The sequence below is a fragment of the Caulobacter sp. FV2ps19 genome (assembly GCF_058681035.1).
Genome location: NZ_CM178729.1, coordinates 1,536,410 through 1,556,581, shown reverse-complemented (window position 1 = coordinate 1,556,581; position 20,172 = coordinate 1,536,410). Strand labels below are relative to the sequence as shown.

The following is a 20,172-nucleotide window of genomic DNA, read 5'->3' as shown; positions in this document are numbered from 1 at the left end:
CCCTAGGTCGCCGATCCGTCCTCGATCAACCAGGCCGGAATGTCATTGGCGGTGTGAAGCACCCGCCAGACATCGATATGGTCTTGGCGCGGCCTGTAGAACACCAGGTAGGGATAGCCCCGCAAAGGCCAGGTTCGCAGTCCGGGCAGATCGAGTTCGTACGCATAGCGATCGGCGCCGACGCCAGGGCGCTCGCTGATCAGCCGATAGGCCCGCTCGAGCGCATCGATGAAACCGAGCGCGGCTTTCTGGCCGGCCTCGACAAGATAGAAGTCCAGCGCGTCATTGACGTCTTGCTCGGCCAAGGCGCGCGGAATGACGTCCCTGGCCGTCACGCGGGCTTTTGGACTCGCGCCCTGAGCGCGTCGAAATAGCCGGCGTCCGCCTTGGCCCCGGGCGCAGAGCCCGCGCCGTTCAGCAGAAGATTGCGCAGACGCTGGCGGTCCTGGTCCTTGCGGATCAACTCACGAACATATTCGCTGCTGGTCCCGTAGCCTCGACCAGAGACCTGTTCATCGACAAACACCTTCAAGGCGTCCGGCAAGGAGATGTTCATCGTCGTCATGGCGGAAGGATGGTTTCTTTGGCAAAAATTGGCAAGAACGATCTGCTGTTCAGAACGGGGGCAAGATGACCGCCGCCTTTTGCGCCCGCCCCTCTGGCGCCGCACCGCCAACGCCGCCACATTGCCTGTGACCGGGCGCGCCAAGACGTCCGCCCACGCCAGGAGGCCGCCCATGACCGACACCCCCGCCTATGTCCCGCCCAAGGTCTGGACCTGGAACAAGGAAAGCGGCGGCAAGTTCGCGTCGATCAATCGGCCGATCTCCGGCCCCACCCATGACAAGCCGCTGCAGGTGGGCAAGCACCCGATGCAGCTCTATTCCCTGGGCACGCCCAACGGCGTCAAGGTGACGATCATGCTGGAGGAGTTGCTGGCCCTGGGCCATGTCGGCGCCGAATACGACGCCTGGCTGATCAATATCGGTGAGGGCGACCAGTTCGGCAGCGGCTTTGTCTCGGCCAATCCCAATTCCAAGATCCCGGCCCTGATGGATCACAGCGGTCCCGAGCCGATCCGGATCTTCGAGTCCGGCGCCATCCTGATCCACCTGGCCGAAAAGTTCGGGGCCTTCCTGCCCACCGCCCCGGCGGCGCGGGCCGAGTGCCTGTCGTGGCTGTTCTGGCAGATGGGCAGCGCGCCGTTCCTGGGCGGCGGCTTTGGCCACTTCTACGCCTATGCGCCCTACAAGATGGAATATCCGATCGACCGCTACGCCATGGAGGTGAAGCGCCAGATGGACGTTCTGGACCGCCGCCTGGGCGAGACGACCTTCATCGCCGGCGAGGACTACACCATCGCCGACATGGCCATCTGGCCCTGGTACGGCGGGATGGCCAAGGGCCTGCTGTACGAGGCCGGCGAGTTCCTGTCGGTGCAGGACTACAAGAACGTCATCCGCTGGGCCGACGCCATCGGCGCCCGCCCCGCCGTCAAGCGCGGCCGGATGGTCAACCGCACCTTCGGCGAACCCTCCAGCCAGCTGCGCGAACGCCACGACGCCGGCGACTTCGACACCAGGACCCAGGACAAGGTCGAGGCGGGGGGGTAGGTCCCTCCCCTCCGTTCTCCCCGGCGAAGGCCGGGGCCCAGATCGAACCCCAGGGATTTGGACTGACTGCCTCGATCAGAAGGCGCATCATCCCCAAAACGCTCAGGCTGAATCTGGGTCCCGGCCTTCGCCGGGAAGACGGGTCGTTTGGATTCGGCCTGGCTGCGCTTCGCGTCGCCGGGAACAGCGGCGTTTTTGACTACCCCACGCCCGCCGCGCCGGTGTCGAAATCGAAGCCCTGGGGCTTGGGCTTGCCGCCGCCGAAGCTGTAGGTCAGGCCAAAGAAGATCGAGCGCACTTGCGGCCGGCGCTCGGTGCGATCGCGCAGGTTGGGCGCGTCGGTGATCACCGCGTCGCGGAAGGTGTCCAGGGCGTCCTGGACCGTGACCACGAACGACAGCTTGTCGCTGACCTTGCGGCGATAGCCCAGATTCAGCATCTGCACCGGCTCGCGATGGCCCTGGGGCGTCAGGCGCTTGCCCGAGGTGAAGCCGTTGATCTGCACGAAGTCCTTGGGCGTGACCTGCCAGTTGAGGCTGGCGCGGCCTGAGGCCGAGGTCCCCGAGCGCGTCCCGTTAAAGCCCAGATTGGCGGCGTCGATCTCGTTCCAGAACAGGTTGCCGCTGAGATTATAGGTCAGCTTCGGTGTCAGGCGGCCATTGGCCACCAGTTCCAGCCCGCCATTGCGGCCTTCGCCCAGGTTTTCCTTGGTGGTCAGCAGCACGCCGCCGCCCAGGTCGCGGACCACGTCGGTGACGCCCTTGGAGCTCTGGCGATAGTAGGCGGTAGCCAGGTAGTAGGCCTGGCCCTTGCGGTACTGCCAGCCCAGCTCGTACGAGTCTGTCACCTGCGGCTCGAGGTCGGGATTGCCGGCCCGATAGTTGAACGGGTCCTGATAGACCCGGTAGGGATTGAGATCCTGGGCCTGTGGGCGCTGGACGCGACGGCTGTAATTGGCCCGCAACTGTTGGGCGTCGCTGAGCGCATAGCTGAAGAACAGCGACGGATAGGCCCGCAGATAGTCGTTGGACCCCTTCAGGCCCGAGGTGATCTGGTTGGTGTCGATCTGCACCTGCTCGACCCGCAGGCCGCCCTGAACCGTCAGGTCACCGAACGGCCGCTCATAGGTGACGTAGCCGGCATAGACGCTCTGGTCATAGACGAAGCGGTTGGTGCGGGCCGGGTCGGTGACCAGGCCGCCCGGCGTCGGGCCGGTGGCGCCGCGATTGTCATAGTCGTTGTGCAGGCCCAGATCGAAATCGAAGCCGGTCTTCAGCTTGGCGCTGTCGGGCAGAGGCCGGGTGTAGTCCAGCGAGACATTGGCCTTCCTCTGGTCGATGGCGAAGGACGAGGTCTCGTAATAATCGGCGCTGGCGACGTTGTCGGTGAAGGCGCGCAGATCGCGCCCGAACGTGGTCGTCTCGTAATCGATCGTGGCGACCAGTTCGTGCTCCGAGCCCTTGAACTGCCGCCGCCAGGTGGCCTTGGCCTCGGTGTTGTCGCGGTCGACCTGGAAGTTGGACTGGCGGTCATAGGCGCGGATCACCTGGCCGGCGGTGTTCTCACCTTCATAGGTTTCGCGGCTGTCCGTATCCATCGAGAAGCCGCGATAGCGCAGCTCGCCGCTGACCCGCGTGCGGGCGTCCAGATCATAGTCGGCGTTGGCGCGCAGGCTGACGGACTCGCCCAACCCTTCCGACTGGCTGGACTGGCGGCTGTCCTGGAACAGGCCGCTGGCCCTGTTGAGGGTGGAGCGGTCGCTGAACGAGCGGAACGTCTGGTCGTCGTGGCGATAGCTGGCGTCGCCGGACAGGGTCAGCTTGTCCTTGATGTAGGAGCCGCTGACGCCGGTGTTGTAGCGGCCGTCGGTGCTGGCGTTGACCCGGACCGAGCCGTTGGCCCCGGCCTTGCGGGTCTTCTTGGTGATCAGGTTGATGATCCCCGCCGAACCGTCGGAGCGGAAGGCGGCGGAGGGGTTGGTCATCACCTCGACGCGGTCGATCTGGTCGGCCGGCATGGCCTGCAGGGCGTCGGCCTTGCCGTCGCCGCTGAACAGGCCCGAAGGCTTGCCGTCGATCAGGATGGTGACATTGGCGTCGCCGCGCAGACTGACATTGCCCTGCACGTCGACCTCGACCGAGGGGATGTTGCGCAGGGCGTCGCTGATCGAGCCGGCGTGGGCCGACAGGTCATTGGCGACGCTGTAGCTGCGGCGGTCGATCGAGCTGCGCATGGCGTTGGCGTCGCTGGTCACCACCACGCCCTCGACAGCGGTGGGGGCGGCGGTCGCGGGCTTGGCTGCCGACTTTGCGGGAGGCGGCGCCACCGCTGTCTGGGCGAAGGCCAGCGAGGCGGGCAGGACCACCGCGGCGGCGGCGAGCAGGGAGATTTTCAGACGCACGACAAACCCCGGGTACAAGGCCAGCAAACCCTCACCCGGCGCGCGCTCGGTCGGTCCTGACCTCTAGGCGTAAAGCCCGCAGATCTCCGCAGGGCAAATGTCTTTTCTGCAATGTTGCGGTTGAGCGCGCCGAAGACGCAAACCCAAGAGGATTGGCCCCGGACTGCGGCGCCGGCGACACAGAATTCCGGTTCGCGACCTCAAAAAGCCACCCCTCCTCGGACGCCGCCAAGCGTCGCCTCACACCGCTTGCGTGCTGATACCGGTAACACTAAGGTCGCCGGCAACCGGAGGTCCAGCAAGGACCGACGAGGGAATGACACGCGGCCCACGGGCCATGGGAGGACACAAATGGCTTCAGTATCCAGCGCGGGACCCAGCGCCGGCATGAGCGCCGACGGCGGCAAGGTCAACATGGCCTTCATCGCCGCGATCGTGGCGGTCGCCACCATCGGCGGCTTCATGTTCGGCTATGACAGCGGCGTCATCAACGGCACCCAGGAGGGCCTGGAAAGCGCGTTCAACCTCAGCAAGCTGGGCACCGGCCTCAATGTCGGCGCGATCCTGATCGGCTGCGCCGTCGGCGCCTTCGCCGCCGGCCGTCTGGCCGACGTCTGGGGCCGCCGCACCGTGATGATCATCTCGGCCCTGCTGTTCCTGATCAGCGCCGTGGGCAGCGGCGCCTCCGACACCTCGCTGGTGTTCATCATCTTCCGCCTGGTCGGCGGCCTGGGCGTCGGCGCGGCCAGCGTGCTGTGCCCGGTCTATATCTCGGAAGTGACGCCCGCCAATATCCGCGGCCGGCTGTCGTCCGTGCAGCAGATCATGATCATCACCGGCCTGACCGGCGCCTTCGTGGCCAACTACATCCTGGCCCACACCGCCGGCAGCTCCACGGCCCTCTTCTGGCTGGGCCTGCCCGCCTGGCGCTGGATGTTCTGGATGCAGATCATCCCGGCCGCGATCTTCTTCTTCAGCCTGCTGACCATTCCGGAAAGCCCGCGCTATCTGGTGGCCAAGGGCAAGGACGCCGAAGCCTCGGCGATCCTGTCGCGCCTGTTCGGCGAAGGCCAGGGCGACAAGAAGGTGGCCGAGATCCGCGCCTCGCTGTCGGCGGACCACAAGCCGAAATTCTCGGACCTGCTGGATCCGGTGAGCCGCAAGATCCGTCCGATCCTCTGGGCGGGCCTGGTGCTGGCCGTCTTCCAGCAACTGGTCGGCATCAACATCGTCTTCTACTACGGCTCGGTGCTGTGGCAGTCGGTCGGCTTCACCGAAGACGACAGCCTGAAGATCAACATCCTGTCGGGCACGCTCTCGATCGTGGCCTGCCTGGCCGCCATCGCCCTGATCGACAGGATTGGCCGCAAGCCCCTGCTGCTGATCGGCTCGGTGGGCATGGCCGTGACCCTGGGCGTCCTGACCTGGTGTTTCTCGACCGCCACCACGGTCAATGGCGCGATGCAGCTGGGCGAGGGCGTCGGTCCGATCGCCCTGCTGGCCGCCAACGCCTATGTCGTGTTCTTCAACCTCAGCTGGGGCCCGGTGATGTGGGTCATGCTGGGCGAGATGTTCCCCAACCAGATGCGCGGCTCGGCCCTGGCCGTGGCGGGCTTCGCCCAGTGGATCGCCAACTTCGCGATCTCGGTCAGCTTCCCGGCCCTGGCCGCGTTCAGCCTGCCGATGACCTATGGCTTCTACGCCCTGAGCGCCGTGGTCTCGTTCTTCCTGGTTCAGAAGCTGATCAAGGAAACGCGCGGCACCGAACTGGAAGACATGGAGGGCTGATGAGGGCTGATCCTCCCCCCTTTGGGGGAGGTGGCCCAGCGGGCCGGAGGGAGCAGCGCGGCGTTCGCCCAGATGCCCCCTCAGTCGCGGAGTTTATCCTCGGGCCGACCTGCGGTCGGTCCCGGGGGCGACAGCTCCCCAGAGGGGGAGCATCCAGACGCCCGGGAGCCCTGCTCTCGGGCGTTTTTCGTTTTCGGCGTCCTTGGGTCACGGGCGGCGTATCGCCAGACCAATGGCCATGACACCGGTGGACAAGGCTCGAAACTTGCCGCTAGGTTCCGGACACGCCAGCGCGACGCAGTCCGCGCGGCCGCTACAGTGGGAAGGAAACGAGTATGGTCAACCTCAGCCGCCGCGGAGCCCTGGGCTCGCTCTTGACCGGCGCGGCCGTCGCCGCTGTTCCCGCCGCCCCGCAGGCCGCCCAGATGGGGACCCTGCCCGGCCCGACCGCCGGCCCAACCTGGGCCAAGGGCGTCGAGGGTCAGCGCAAGGCCGATCTGGGCGACGGGACCTTCCTCAATCCGATCCTGGCCGGCGACCATCCCGATCCGTCGATCCTGAAGGACGGCGACGACTACTACATGACCCACTCGTCGTTCGACGCCTATCCGGGCCTGCTGATCTGGCATTCGAAGGATCTGGTGAACTGGACGCCGGTCGTGGCCAGCCTGAAGACCAATGTCGGCTCGATCTGGGCGCCCGAGCTGTGCAAGCACAACGGCCGCTACTACATCTTCCTGCCGGCCAAGCAGCCCAACAACAACACCAGCTATGTGATCTGGGCCGACAGGATCGAGGGCCCGTGGAGCGAGCCGGTCGACCTGAAATTGCCGCGCTATATCGACCCCGGCCACGTGGTCGACGAGCACGGCGTGCGCTGGCTGTTCCTGTCGGGCGGCGACCGCATCCGGCTGGCGCCCGACGGCCTGTCGACGGTGGGCAAGCCCGAGCACGTCTATGACCCCTGGCACTATCCCGAAGACTGGGACGTCGAGGGCTTCTCGCCCGAAGGCCCCAAGGTGATGAAGAAGGGCGACTACTACTATCTGGTCACCGCCGTGGGCGGCACGGCCGGCCCGCCGACCGGCCACATGGTCATCGTGGCCCGCAGCAAGTCGCTGGCCGGCCCGTGGGAGGATGACCCGCACAATCCGGTGGTGCGCACCACCGACAACGCCGAAAAGTGGTGGTCGCGCGGTCACGCCACCCTGGTCGAGGGGCCGGCCGGCGACTGGTGGACCGTCTATCACGGCTATGAAAACGGCTTCTACACCCTGGGTCGCCAGACCCTGCTGGCCCCGGTGACCTGGACGAAGGACGGCTGGTTCACGGTCGGCGGCGGGGATCTGTCCAAGCCCCTGCCCAAACCGAAAGGCGGCCAGGTCGTCCCGCACGGCATGGCGCTGTCGGACGATTTCTCGACCGACAAGTACGGCGTGCAGTGGAACTTCTTCGACCCCAAGCCCGGCGACGCCGGCCGCATCAGCCGCGCGGGCGGCGTCATGACCCTGAAGGGCGCGGGCGAGGCCCCCAGCAGCGGCGCGCCGCTGATCTTCGTCAATGGCGACCAGGCCTATGAGATCGAGTGCGAGATCGAGATCGACCCCGAGACCCGCGCCGGCCTGATCCTGTTCTATGACCGCCAGCTCTATTGCGGCCTGGGGTTCGACGAGACGAACTTCGTCACCCATCAGTACGGTATCGAGCGCGGCCGCCCGGCCAATCCGCACGGCTCAAGGATGCTGATGCGGCTGCGCAATACCCGCCACATCGTCAGCTTCCATACCAGCGGAGACGGCGGGGCGACCTGGAAGCGCTTTGACCGGGGCATGGAGGTTTCGGGCTACCACCACAATGTGCGCGGCGGCTTCCTGATGCTGAAGCCGGGGCTGTATGCGGCCGGCAAGGGCTCGGCGCGGTTCCGAAACTTCACCTACCGGGCGCTGGCCTGATCAAGAAAAAGGGCGGGTCCGAAGACCCGCCCTTTCGTCGTCGAGGCTCGTGGACCTAGCGGAACAGGCTGAGCAGCGAAGACGAAGACTGGTTGGCGATCGACAGCGCCTGGATGCCCAGCTGCTGCTTGGTTTGCAGCGACTGCAGCTTGGCGCTTTCCTTGGCCAGGTCGGCGTCGACCAGGTTGCCCACGCCGGCGTCGAGGCTGTCTTGCAGCTTGCCGACGAAGGTCAGGTGGGTGTCCAGGCCGGTCGAGTTGGTGCCCAGCGAGGCCAGCTTGTTCGCCGCCGTCTGCAGCGCCGTCGAGACCGTGGTGATCATGGTCTTGGCGGTGGCCGCATCGGTGAAGGTCGAGGTCGTCGACAGGCCGATGCCGGCCAGGGTCAGGGTCTTGGCGGCGACGGTGAAGCCCGAACCGTCCGAGTTGGCCAGGAAGGTCAACGAGGTGGTCGTGCCGTCGGCGATGCTGACGCCATTGAACTTGGCGTTCGAAGCGGCCTTGGTGATCTGGTCGCGAAGGGAGTCAAAGTCTGAGACCAGGGCATTGAAGCTGGAGGTGTTCAGCGAGGTGTCGGAAGCGGCCAGGGCCTTTTCCTTCATCTTGCCCAGCAGGTCGGTGATCGTATCGCCGGCGGCCAGGGCCACGTCGATGGTCGATTGACCGCGCTGAAGCGAGTCCTTCACCGCGTTCAGCGACGAGGCGTCGGCGGTCTGCACCTTGGCCGTCGCCCAGATCGCCCCATTGTCCTTCGAGCTCGCCACCTTTTTACCGGTGTTGATGCGCTGCTGGACGTTCTGGAGGTCCATGTTGGTCTTGTTGAGGTTCTGCAGCGCGATGAGCGCGCCATTGTTCGTGTTGATGCTGTTCAGCGCCATTACGAATAGTCCTTCTCGGAAGTTTCCGGCGTCATTTTGACTACCGGTCGGCTTTTTGCCGCGCTGCAATTTCCCACCAGGCAGTTTATTCCGAGTGAAATTAGACAGTTAATGAACATAGTGCGACAATTTGACCATAACTTAATTATGAGATAAGAGATTAATACTCATTTTGAGTTGATGGATCTCGCCCAAGAACTGCCTATTGTTTAAAGTAAGAAGTATATTTAGGGCGACAAATCGTCGCAGTCTGATTAATCAGGACTACCCGTGGCGTTGACCCGTTCACGCCACACAAGACTTGGGGCCGGCCGAACGGACCAAATGTCGCACAGCCCCGAAACCGCCCCAGGCCTGGGGTCTCAAAGTCCAGGCCCCGGCGCCTGGGCCGGAGAGGTGTTCGTCATGCCCGAGACCGATCGGCTCTACTGGGGTTCTGCTGACCGTGCTGATCGCCCTGGTGTCCTGGACCGCCTGGCGTCACGGCCGCGCCCGTCGGGCCGGCGCTGGCGACCCGGCGCCGCACTAGGTTTCCGGCCAGGGCGCCGAGCCCGACGTCAGCTCAACAAGCGCTCCAGGGTCTGGCGCACGATGCCGGCCAGGGCCTGGCGGTCGACATCGGGATTGTTGACGGCGCGCATGATCAGGCCATCGAAGATCACGGCGATCATCTCGGCGCGCGCCTCGAACTCGGCGTCGCTCCATTCCGGCTTGCGACCGCGCGACAGCATGGCGTGCGACAGGGCCCGCTCCTGCTGGTCGGCGGCGCGGACAATGGCGGCGACCTTGGGGTTGCGGGCCGCCTCGGCCAGAACTTCCAGCACAAGGGCGGCGCGGCTCAGATCGTAGCACCTCTCCACCGCCTCGGGCATGTGGTCGCCGATACTGTCGACCAGATCGCCGGGCTGCTTTTCCAGTTCCGCGAACTTCTCGCGCATCTCGGCCAGGTCCTGGGCGACGATGGCGGCGATGATCGCCTCCTTGTTCTCGAAGTAGCGGTAGATCTGGCCCACGCTGAGGCCAGCCGTCTTGGCGATGTCGGCCATGCTGGCGCCGTGAAAGCCGGACGTGCGGACGCGAGCGCACGCGGCGTCCAGAATCTGTTGGCGACGCGCCTCTGCAGAGGGACGATTCGTCGCAGCCTCTTCAACCATTACACAACCCAATTCGCCTCACATGCCCCAAGGTCACTCAAAAGCTGAACGGGGGCCCGACGGGTATTGACTAGCGACACCTTCGCTCCTATGTCCAGCCCGAATGAGAATGAACGTTCATTCTCACATTGTTAATCACGCGCGTTTCGTCAAGGGCAAGACGCCCGACAATCCGTTGAAACCAGGGTTCGATATGCAATCTTCTCGTATGACGGTCACGGCCGTCGTGATCGCCGCCGCTTCGCTGACCCTCGCCGCCTGCGGGCAAGGCAAGGGTGCGGCGGGCGCGCAGGGCGCCGGCGGCCCCTCGCCTGTCGGCGTGGTCGTGGCGAACCCGGAGCCCGTCAGCCTGACCAGCGAGCTGTCCGGTCGCACCTCGGCCGTGCTGATCTCCGAAGTGCGCCCGCAGGTCAGCGGCATCATCAAGGCCCGCCTGTTTGAAGAAGGCGCCTATGTCCGGGCCGGCCAGGCGCTGTACCAGATCGACCCCGCCACCTATCAGGCGGCCTATAACAGCGCCGCGGCGGGTCTCGCCCAGGCCCAGGCCACGGCCACCGCCGCCAAGCTGAAGGCCGATCGCTACAAGACCCTGGTCGAGAGCGGCGCCGTCAGCAAGCAGGACAATGACGACGCCCAGGCCGCGCACCAGCAGGCCGCCGCCAATGTCGCGGCCCAGAAGGCCGCCGTCGACACCGCCCGCATCAATCTGGGCTACACCAAGGTGTTCTCCCCGATCTCGGGCCGTATCGGCAAGTCGTCGGTGACGCCCGGCGCCCTGGTCACCGCCAGTCAGGCGACCGCCCTGGCCACCGTGCAGGACCTCTCCAAGATCTATGTCGACCTGACCCAGTCGTCGGCAGAGCTGCTGAAGCTCAAGCGCGACATGGCCAGCGGCCAGACCGGCCGCACCACCTCGGCCCAGGTGACCCTGAAGCTGGAAGACGGCTCGACCTACGCCACGTCGGGTCGCCTCGAGTTCTCGGACGTCACCGTTGACCCGACCACCGGCTCGATCGGCCTGCGCGCCACCTTCGCCAACCCCAACGGCGTGCTGCTGCCCGGCATGTATGTCCGCGCCACGCTGAGCGCCGGCACCGCCCAGAACGCCATCCTGATCCCGCAAACCGCGGTCAGCCGCAGCGCCAAGGGCGACAGCACGGTGATGGTGGTCGGGGCCAAGGGCGTCTCCGAGATCCGCCCCGTCACCACCGGCCAGACGGTCGGCGCCAAGTGGCTGGTGACCAGCGGCCTGAAGGCCGGGGATCAAGTCATTGTCGAAGGTCTGCAGCAGCTTCGTCCCGGCATGCCTGTGAAGGCCTCCGTCATCACCGCTCAACGCTAAGGCCAGCCTGTCATGCTTTCCCGCTTCTTTATCGACAGGCCCATCTTCGCGTGGGTCATCGCCATCGTCATCATGCTGGCCGGCGTCCTCGCCATCCGCACCCTGCCGATCGCGCAATATCCGTCCATCGCCCTGCCCCAGGTGGCCGTGAACGCCAACTATCCCGGCGCCTCGGCCAAGACCGTCGAGGACAGCGTCACCCAGGTCATCGAACAGAAGATGAAGGGCCTGGACGGCCTGGAATACATGTCGTCGACCAGCGACAGCACCGGCTCGGCCACCGTGACCCTGACCTTCAAGGCCGGCACGGACATCGACATCGCCCAGGTGCAGGTCCAGAACAAGCTGCAGACGGCCACCGCCCTGCTGCCGCAGGAGGTCCAGCAACAGGGCCTCAGCGTGGTCAAGTCGACCCGCAACTTCCTGATGGTGGTCGGCCTCTATTCCAAGGATCCGAAGACCACCAATGTCGACCTGAGCGACTATGTCGCCACGAACCTGCAGGACCAGCTCAGCCGCGTCGACGGCGTCGGCGACGTCCAGCTGTTCGGCGCGCAATACGCCATGCGTATCTGGCTGGACCCGGTCAAGCTGACCAGCTTCTCCCTGACCCCCTCGGACGTCACCGCCGCCATCACGGCGCAGAACGCCCAGGTCTCGGCCGGCCAGTTGGGCGGCCTGCCCGCCACCCCGGACGTCGCCCTCAACGCCACGATCACGGCACAGTCGCGCCTGCAGACCCCCGAACAGTTCGGCGCGATCATCCTCAGGAACAGCACGAGCGGCGCGACGGTTCACCTTCGCGACGTGGCCCGGGTCGAGTTGGGCGCGGAAAGCTACGCGTCCCAAGCCCGCTTCAACGGTCACCCCGCCGCGGGCCTGGCCATCAAGCTGGCCCCGGGCGGCAACGCCCTGAACACCGCCGACGCCGTCAAGGCCCGGATGGCCGAGCTGTCGAAGGCCTTCCCGGCCGGTTACGAGTACGTGGTCCCCTACGACTCCACGCCCTTCGTCTCCCAGTCGATCCATGAGGTGGTCAAGACCCTGATCGAGGCCATCGTCCTGGTCTTCATCGTGATGTTCCTGTTCCTGCAGAACTGGCGCGCGACGCTGATCCCGACCATCGCCGTTCCGGTCGTCCTGCTGGGCACCTTCGGAATCCTGGCCGTCTTCGGCTATTCGATCAACACCCTGACCATGTTCGGCGTGGTGCTGGCCATCGGCCTGCTGGTCGATGACGCCATCGTCGTGGTCGAAAACGTCGAGCGGGTGATGAGCGAGGAAGGGCTTTCGCCCCGGGACGCCACCCGCAAGTCGATGGGCGAGATCAGCGGCGCCCTGATCGGCATCGCCATGGTGCTGTCGGCCGTCTTCGTGCCCATGGCCTTCTTCGGCGGCTCGCAGGGCGTGATCTATCGCCAGTTCTCGATCACCATCGTCTCGGCCATGCTGCTGTCGGTGGTCGTCGCCCTGGTGCTGACCCCGGCCCTCACCGCCACGATGCTCAAGCCCGTCGCCAAGGGCCACACCATCGCCGACAAGGGCTTTTTCGGCTGGTTCAACCGCAGCTTCAACGATCTGTCGGGCCGCTATCAGAACGGGGTGCGCGGCATCCTGGGCAAGAGCGTCCGCTGGATGGTGATCTATGGCGCGATCATCCTGGTGATGGCCGTCCTGTTCGTCCGCCTGCCGACCTCGTTCCTGCCGGAAGAAGACCAGGGCACCATCTATACCCTGGTCCAACTGCCGCCCGGCGCGACCGAGGCGCGCACCCAAGGCGTGCTCAAGCAGGTCGAAACCCACTTCCTGGGTGACGACGCGGTGAAGTCGATCTTCACCGTCTCGGGCTTCAGCTTCGCCGGCGCCGGCCAAAACGCCGGCCTGGGCTTCATCAGCCTCAAGCCGTTTGAAGAGCGCAAGAGCCCCATGCTGAAAGCCCCCGCCGTCGCCGGCCGGGCGTTCGGGGCCTTCGCCCAGATCAAGGACGCCATGGTCTTTCCGATCGTGCCGCCGGCGGTGCAGGAGCTGGGCAACGCCTCCGGCTTCGACTTCCAGCTGCAGGACACCGGCGGCGTGGGTCACGACGCCCTGATGAACGCCCGCAACATGGTGCTGGGCATGGCCGCCCAGAACCCGCAGCTGTCGGGCGTCCGCCCCAACGGTCAGGACGACACCTCGCAACTGCAGATCGATGTCGACCAGGCCAAGGCCGGCGCCATGGGCCTGACCACCGCCGACATCAATGCGGCGCTGAGCACGGCCCTGGGCGGCTCCTACGTCAATGACTTCATCGATCGCGGCCGCATCAAGAAGGTCTATGTCCAGGCCGACGCCGCGTTCCGGATGACCCCCGAGGATCTGGACAAGTGGTACGTGCGCAATGCGTCCGGCCAGATGGTCCCGTTCTCGGCCTTCGCCACCACCCACTGGACGTCCGGCTCGCCGCGTCTGGAGCGCTATAACGGCCTCTCGTCGGTCAATATCCAGGGCTCCCCGGCGGCCGGCGTCAGCTCCGGCGTGGCCATGGCCGCCATGGAAGAGATCGCCGCCAAGCTGCCGCCCGGCATCGGCTATGAATGGACCGGCCTGTCGGCCCAGGAACGCGAAGCCGGCAACCAGGCGCCCGCCCTGTACGCCCTGTCGATCCTGGTCGTGTTCCTGCTGCTGGCGGCCCTCTATGAGAGCTGGTCGATCCCGCTGTCGGTGATCATGGTCATCCCGCTGGGCGTCGTCGGCGCCCTGCTGGCCACCACCCTGCGCGGCCTCAGCAACGACGTCTATTTCCAGGTCGGTCTGCTGACCACCATGGGTCTGGCCGCCAAGAACGCCATCCTGATCGTCGAGTTCGCCAAGGACCTCTACGAAAAGGGCATGGGCCTGACCGAAGCCACCCTGGAGGCCGTCCGCATCCGTCTGCGGCCGATCATCATGACCTCGCTGGCCTTCATCTTCGGCGTGCTGCCGTTGGCGATTTCCAACGGGGCCGGCTCGGGGAGCCAGCACGCCATCGGCACCGGCGTCATCGGCGGCATGCTGTCGGCGACCCTGCTGGCGATCTTCTTCGTCCCGCTGTTCTTCGTGATCGTCGAGAAGACCTTCAAACCCAAACACAAGGGCCACGAAAACGACGTGGCTCCCGCTACCCCGGCCGAGGGCCACTGAGATGCTGCTTCATAAACTGACCCTGACCCTGCTGGCGGCCACCTCGCTGACCGCCTGCACCCTGGCCCCGACCACGGTCCGGCCGACCTTGCCGGTCGCCCAGACCTGGCCGACGGCCCAGCCGGAAACGGCGGCTTCGGCCGCCGACCTGGCCTGGCGCGAGGTGTTCGAGGACCCTCGCCTGGCCGGGACCATCGAACTGGCCCTCTCGGAAAACCGCGACCTGCGCGTGGCCCTGCTGAATATCGAAACGGCCCGCGCCCAGTACGGCGTTCAGCGCGCCGCCCTGCTGCCGGGGATCAACGGGACGCTCTCGGGGACCAAGGCCCGCACGCCGGCCTCGGTCAGCCAGACCGGCTCGGCCGTCGAGACCGAGCAGTACAGCGCCAATGTCGGGTTCACCGGCTATGAGCTGGACCTGTTTGGCCGGGTGCGCAGCCTCAACAAGGCCGCGCTCGAAAACTGGCTGGCGGTCCGCGAGAACGCCCGGACGGCCCAGATCAGCCTGATCGCCGAAGTGGCCGGAAACTGGCTGACCCTGGCCGCAGACGAGGACCTGCTGGCCCTGGCCCGCGACACCCTCGCCGCCCGCGACGACTCCCTGAAGCTGACCCAGAGCCGCGTCGACGCCGGCGCCGCCTCGATCATGGACCTGCGCCAGGCCCAGACCCTGAGCGAACAGGCCCGGGCCGATGTCGCCACCTATGTGGCCCAGGTCAATCAGGACAGGAACGCCCTGCGCCTGGTGGTCGGAGCCGAGGTTCCCGAGGACCTGCTGCCGGCCGGCGGCCTGGTCACCGCCCAGATCCTGCCCGACCTGCCGGCGGGCGTGGTCTCCGACGTCCTGACCCGTCGCCCCGACGTGCTGGCCGCCGAGCATCAGCTGGTCGCCGCCAACGCCAATATCGGCGCGGCGCGCGCGGCCTTCTTCCCGCGCATCGCCCTGACCGGTTCGACCGGCGCGTCCAGCGGCGAGCTTGACGGCCTGTTCAAGAACGGCAGCGGCGCGTGGAGCTTCGCCCCCAGCATCACCCTGCCGATCTTCGCCGGCGGGGCCAACAAGGCCGGGCTCGACAGCGCCAGGGCCAGCCAGGGCATCGCTGTGGCCAACTACGAAAAGGCTGTGCAAACCGCCTTCCGCGAAGTGGCCGACGCCCTGGCGGTGCGCGATACCGTGGCCGACCGGGTCGGAGCCCAGGAACGTCTGGTCGCCGCCGCCGGCGACAGCCAGCGCCTGGCCAAGCAACGCAAGGACGCCGGGATCGATTCAAGCCTGACCCTGCTCGACGCCCAGCGGACGCTCTACAGCGCCCAGCAGGGTCTGATCACGGCGCGACTGGTCCGGGCGACCAACCGCGTCACCCTCTACAAGGTCCTCGGCGGCGGCGCCCCCGCCGCCTGACGGACCCTCCCCCCTCCCCCGGCCCCCCTTCCCAGGGCAGAGGTCGGGGGCGGTTCGCCGTGTCACCCCCCCCGATGACGGCGAACCGGAAGAGGCGCGCGCCCCCCCCCAAGCCCGGCGCGCGCCTCTTCCCCCAATCCTCCCCCTGAAGGGGGAGGAGATCGCGCAGCGATCGGAGGGGGAAGCCCGTCGCCTTATTGCCGCCTTCCCCCTCCGACCTTCGGTCGCCTCCCCCTTCAGGGGGAGGACGCTCACACCGGCAACCGCGCCGTGCTCTTGACCTCTTCCAGCACCGCATAGGTCCGCGTCTCGCGCACGCCGGGCATCCTGACCAGGATGTCGCCGAGGAAGCCGCGATAGGCGTCCATGTCCTTGACCCGGGCCTTGATCAGATAGTCGAAACCGCCGGCCACCATGTGGCATTCCAGGATCTCGGGCGCGCGGCGCACGGCGGCGGCGAAGTCCTCGAACACCTCGCCGGTCGTCCGCTCCAGCATCACTTCGACGAAGATCAGCAGGCCCAGATCGACCTTTCCCGGGTCCAGCAGGGCCGCATAGCCGGTGATATAGCCGCGCTCGCGCAGGCGCCGCACCCGGTCGAAAGTGGCGGCCGGCGACAGGTTGCACTGCTTGGCTAGCTCGGCATTGGTGATGCGGCCGTCGGCCTGCAGCACCCGCAAAAGTCGGCGATCGGTGTCATCAAGAGCGGACGCGGTCATTCTGGGCTTTCATCGAAGATCGTTCGGAAAATGACTACATAAAGCAAAGCACATTCGGCAAGTCCGGCGATACACCACCCATTGTCTTCAAGGCCTCGGCGCTTTCGTTCCTCCAGACGATCCCAGCGCCCTGAGGACCTGTCCCCGTCCTGAAGAGGGGACACCTGTGGCGCCTTCCCCCAAGAGCGCCGTCCAGGGCGGAAGGGACGCGCTCCCCCTAGTCGCGTCCCTTCCCACCCCGCCCTTTCAGCGGCATCCTGCCCTCCGATCCTGCGGCGCGCCAAATCGCAGCCGGAGCAAACCAGTCAAAAACCCGAGTTACACAGAATATCGTTCGGCGTTAGATCCCGACAAACGAAGCACATTCGGCCGATCCATACCTATACCGATGATGACATCCTCAAGCCCTGGGTAAGCGCATGATCGACTGGGACAGCCTGGACGCCGGCAAGTATCGCGACGAAGCCGCGGTGATCGCCGATCTGCTGGCCGCACGGCCGCTGAGCCTGGAGGATCGCGCCGCTGTCCGCGCCGAGGCCGAGGCCCTGGTGCGCGGGGCCCGCCGATCGGTCCGCAAGCAGGGCGTGGTCGAGAGTTTCCTGCAGGAGTTCTCCCTGGGCACCCGCGAGGGCCTGGCCCTGATGTGCCTGGCCGAGGCCCTGCTGCGCACCCCCGATGACGACACCCGCGACAGGCTGATCGCCGAGAAGATCGGCTCGGCCGACTGGGCGTCTCACCTGGGCGGCTCCGACAGCCTGTTCGTCAACGCCTCGACCTGGGGCTTGATGCTGACCGGCAAGCTCGTCGAGCCAGATGAGGACGCCCAACGCGACCTGCCCGGCTTCATCAAGAAGATCGCCGGCCGGCTGGGCGAGCCGGTGATCCGCGCCGCCGTCGGCCAGGCCATCCGCATCATGGGCGAGCAGTTCGTGCTGGGCCGCACCATCGAGGCCGCTATCAAGCGCGCCGCCCATGACGGCGACATGTGCAGCTTCGACATGCTGGGCGAAGGCGCCCGCACCGCCGCCGACGCCGCGCGCTATGAAAAGTCCTATGCCGACGCCATCGAAACGGTCGGCAAGCTGTCCAACAAGGTCGGCCCGGAAGCCGGTCACGGGGTGTCGGTCAAGCTGTCGGCCCTGTGCCCGCGCTATGAGGCCACCCACGAGGACCGCGTGTGGGAGGAGCTCTATCCCCGCATCCTGCGGCTGGCCCTGATCGCCGCGAAGTATGATTTAAGCTTCACCATCGACGCCGAAGAGGCCGACCGCCTGGCCCTGTCGCTGAAGCTGCTGGACCACCTGTGCCGCGAGCCGGAACTGGGCGAGTGGACCGGCCTGGGTCTGGCCGTTCAGGCCTATCAGAAGCGCTGCCCCGAGGTGATCGCCCGCCTGGCCGCCCTGTCGCAGGACACCGGTCGCCGCCTGATGGTCCGCCTGGTCAAGGGCGCCTATTGGGACAGCGAGATCAAGCGCGCCCAGGTCGCCGGCCGGCCCGACTATCCGGTCTATTCCACCAAGCCCGCCACCGATCTGTCGTATCTGGTCTGCGCCAAGGCCCTGATCGCCGCCGCGCCGCATCTCTACGCCCAGTTCGCCACCCACAACGCCCACACCCTGGCCGCCGTGGTGCGCATGGCCAAGACCGCCGGCGTGAAGATCGAGCATCAGCGCCTGCACGGCATGGGCGAGGCGCTCTACACCGCCGCCGACGACCTGTATGACGGCATTACCCTGCGGGCCTACGCTCCGGTCGGCGGCCACGAGGACCTGCTGCCCTATCTGGTCCGTCGCCTGCTGGAGAACGGCGCCAATACCAGCTTCGTCCACGCCCTGCTCGACGAGCGGGTGCCGGTGGAAAAGGTGGTGGTCGACCCGATCGACGCCGTGGAAGCCCATCCCGACCGCCACGCCAAGATCCCCACGCCTGTCCACGTCTATGGCGAGCGTCGCCGCAACAGCGCCGGCATTGACCTGTCGATCGCGGCCGAGCGCGAGCGCCTGACCGCCGCCGTCGCGGCGCTGGACGCCGTCACCCTCTCGGCCGGTCCGCTGATCGGCGGCAAGCTGAGCGCCGGAGGCGCGCCCCTGCCCGTCGTCAGCCCCAGCGACCACGGCCGCGTGGTCGGCGCGGTGTCGGAGGCCCTGCTGCCGCAGGTCGATCAGGCCTTCCGGCTGGCCCGCGCCGCCCAACCGGCCTGGGACCAGGCCGGCGGCGCCGAACGCGCCAAGGTGCTGCGCGCCATGGCTGACGCGCTTGAGAGCAATATCGACCGCCTGATCGCCATCCTGTCGCGCGAGGCCGGCAAGACCCTCGGCGACGGGATCGCCGAGGTGCGCGAGGCCGTCGACTTCTGCCGCTATTACGCCGTGCTGGCCGAAGACCAGTTCGGCCCGGGCCAGGTGCTGAAGGGTCCGGTCGGCGAGACCAACACCCTGAGCCTGGCCGGGCGCGGCGTGTTCGTCTGTATCAGCCCGTGGAACTTCCCTCTGGCCATCTTCACCGGCCAGATCGCCGCCGCCCTGGCGGCCGGCAACGCCGTGCTGGCCAAGCCGGCCGAACAGACCCCGCTGATCGCCTATGAGGCGGTGAGGCTCTATCACGCCGCCGGCCTGGACCCGCGCCTGCTGGCCCTGTTGCCCGGTCGTGGCGAGACGGTGGGCGCGGTGCTGACCAGCCATGAAGGCCTGGACGGCGTGGCCTTCACCGGCGGCACCGAAACCGCCTGGCGCATCAACCAGACCCTCGCCCAGCGCCAGGGCCCGATCGTGCCGTTCATCGCCGAGACCGGCGGGCTCAACGGCATGTTTGTCGACACCACCGCCCAGCGCGAACAGGTGATCGACGACGTGATCGTCTCGGCCTTCGGCAGCGCCGGCCAGCGCTGCTCGGCCCTGCGCCTGCTGTTCCTGCCTCACGACACCGCCGATCACATCATCGAGGGCCTGAAGGGCGCGATGGACGCCCTGGCGCTGGGCGACCCGGCCCTGGCCGTCACGGATGTGGGCCCGGTGATCGACGCCGAGGCCAAGGACGCCCTCGACAAGCACCTGCAGCGCCTGCAGCACGAAGCCAAGGTCCTGCACGTCCTGGCGGCCCCAGCCGGCGGCACGTTCTTCGCTCCGGTCCTGGCCGAGATCCCCGCCGCCGACTTCCTGGAGCGCGAGGTGTTCGGCCCCGTCCTGCACGTCGTGCGCTATGCGCCCGAAGACCTGGCGCAGGTCGCCGGCGCCCTGGCGGATCGTCGCTATGGCCTGACCCTGGGCATCCACTCGCGGATCGAGAGCTTCGCGGCGGAGGTCCAGCGCCTGGTCCCGGCCGGCAACGCCTATGTCAACCGCTCGATGACCGGCGCCGTGGTCGGCGTGCAGCCGTTCGGCGGCGAGGGCCTGTCAGGCACCGGCCCCAAGGCCGGCGGCCCCCACGCCCTGCTGCGCTACGCCGTCGAGCGCGCCGTCAGCATCAACATCACCGCCCAGGGCGGCGACCCCGCGCTGCTGAATCTGTGAGGACCGGCGCGCCTGCGGCGGCCGCGCGGGCGGCCGTTGGCAAGGCGTTCCGCGCGCCTCCCGAAAGCTGTCCTGGACGAGCCCAGAACCTCAAAGCCGGCGGAGATCAAGATCTCTGTAAATCAGAGATCGGCTCCTGACGGACTGGGAAACACCCAGAAAATTTCACGACGATTCCGATTGGCGCTACCCACCTTCTGAAATGTCACGGGTGCGACATTGAATACAGTTGATTTTAAGGAGGGGTGACGCC

General features: G+C 66.8%; 13 protein-coding genes. 7 read left to right on the top strand and 6 right to left on the bottom strand.

Translation table 11 applies throughout. From position 1 onward, the window contains the following. Positions 1-2: 2 nt before the first annotated feature. A complete protein-coding gene (locus ACW18B_RS07540) occupies positions 3-335 on the bottom strand; it encodes a type II toxin-antitoxin system RelE/ParE family toxin (RefSeq protein WP_492050862.1) in 333 nt (110 codons plus the stop codon). Next, positions 332-739, bottom strand: coding sequence for a ribbon-helix-helix domain-containing protein (locus ACW18B_RS07535; RefSeq protein WP_492050860.1), 408 nt, complete (start codon positions 737-739; stop codon positions 332-334). Before ACW18B_RS07535 ends, ACW18B_RS07540 begins: the two co-directional genes overlap by 4 nt. Here ACW18B_RS07535 and yghU point away from each other — a divergent pair. Continuing rightward, positions 738-1,613: a glutathione-dependent disulfide-bond oxidoreductase gene (gene yghU, locus ACW18B_RS07530; protein WP_492050858.1), complete on the top strand. Its 876-nt coding sequence runs from the start codon at positions 738-740 to the stop codon at positions 1,611-1,613. The two genes, ACW18B_RS07535 and yghU, sit on opposite strands and share 2 nt — an antisense overlap. A gap of 199 nt (positions 1,614-1,812) precedes the next feature. Here the strand turns inward: yghU and ACW18B_RS07525 are convergent, their stop codons facing one another. Then, complete coding sequence (locus ACW18B_RS07525; RefSeq protein ID WP_492050856.1) at positions 1,813-4,014, bottom strand: TonB-dependent receptor domain-containing protein; 2,202 nt, start codon at positions 4,012-4,014, stop codon at positions 1,813-1,815. 351 nt (positions 4,015-4,365) lie between these two features. Between ACW18B_RS07525 and ACW18B_RS07520 the strand changes: the two genes are divergently transcribed. Then, on the top strand, positions 4,366-5,802 hold the full coding sequence (locus tag ACW18B_RS07520) for a sugar porter family MFS transporter (RefSeq protein WP_492050855.1): 1,437 nt from the start codon (positions 4,366-4,368) through the stop codon (positions 5,800-5,802). 335 nt (positions 5,803-6,137) lie between these two features. Next, complete coding sequence (locus tag ACW18B_RS07515; protein ID WP_492050853.1) at positions 6,138-7,754, top strand: family 43 glycosylhydrolase; 1,617 nt, start codon at positions 6,138-6,140, stop codon at positions 7,752-7,754. A 55-nt stretch (positions 7,755-7,809) separates the two neighbouring features. Here the strand turns inward: ACW18B_RS07515 and ACW18B_RS07510 are convergent, their stop codons facing one another. Then, positions 7,810-8,631, bottom strand: a complete 822-nt coding sequence (locus ACW18B_RS07510) for a flagellin (RefSeq protein WP_492050851.1) — start codon at positions 8,629-8,631, stop codon at positions 7,810-7,812. Positions 8,632-9,188: 557 nt separating this feature from the next. After that, positions 9,189-9,785, bottom strand: coding sequence for a TetR/AcrR family transcriptional regulator (locus ACW18B_RS07505; protein WP_492050849.1), 597 nt, complete (start codon positions 9,783-9,785; stop codon positions 9,189-9,191). Between the two features lie 193 nt (positions 9,786-9,978). Between ACW18B_RS07505 and ACW18B_RS07500 the strand changes: the two genes are divergently transcribed. The 3 genes from ACW18B_RS07500 to ACW18B_RS07490 are packed head-to-tail and all read left to right on the top strand — an operon-like array spanning position 9,979 to position 15,691. Then, positions 9,979-11,127, top strand: a complete 1,149-nt coding sequence (locus ACW18B_RS07500) for an efflux RND transporter periplasmic adaptor subunit (protein ID WP_492050847.1) — start codon at positions 9,979-9,981, stop codon at positions 11,125-11,127. 12 nt (positions 11,128-11,139) lie between these two features. Beyond that, complete coding sequence (locus tag ACW18B_RS07495) at positions 11,140-14,289, top strand: efflux RND transporter permease subunit (RefSeq protein ID WP_492050845.1); 3,150 nt, start codon at positions 11,140-11,142, stop codon at positions 14,287-14,289. 4 nt (positions 14,290-14,293) lie between these two features. Further along, the gene (locus tag ACW18B_RS07490) at positions 14,294-15,691 is read left to right on the top strand and encodes an efflux transporter outer membrane subunit (RefSeq protein WP_492051642.1); all 1,398 of its coding nucleotides are present in this window, start codon (positions 14,294-14,296) and stop codon (positions 15,689-15,691) included. A gap of 251 nt (positions 15,692-15,942) precedes the next feature. On the opposite strand, the gene ACW18B_RS07485 is transcribed toward ACW18B_RS07490, so the two are convergent. Beyond that, positions 15,943-16,410: an Lrp/AsnC ligand binding domain-containing protein gene (locus ACW18B_RS07485; RefSeq protein ID WP_492050843.1), complete on the bottom strand. Its 468-nt coding sequence runs from the start codon at positions 16,408-16,410 to the stop codon at positions 15,943-15,945. Positions 16,411-16,829: 419 nt separating this feature from the next. Between ACW18B_RS07485 and putA the strand changes: the two genes are divergently transcribed. Then, positions 16,830-19,919, top strand: coding sequence for a bifunctional proline dehydrogenase/L-glutamate gamma-semialdehyde dehydrogenase PutA (gene putA / locus ACW18B_RS07480; RefSeq protein ID WP_492050841.1), 3,090 nt, complete (start codon positions 16,830-16,832; stop codon positions 19,917-19,919). The last annotated feature ends 253 nt before the right edge of the window (positions 19,920-20,172 follow it).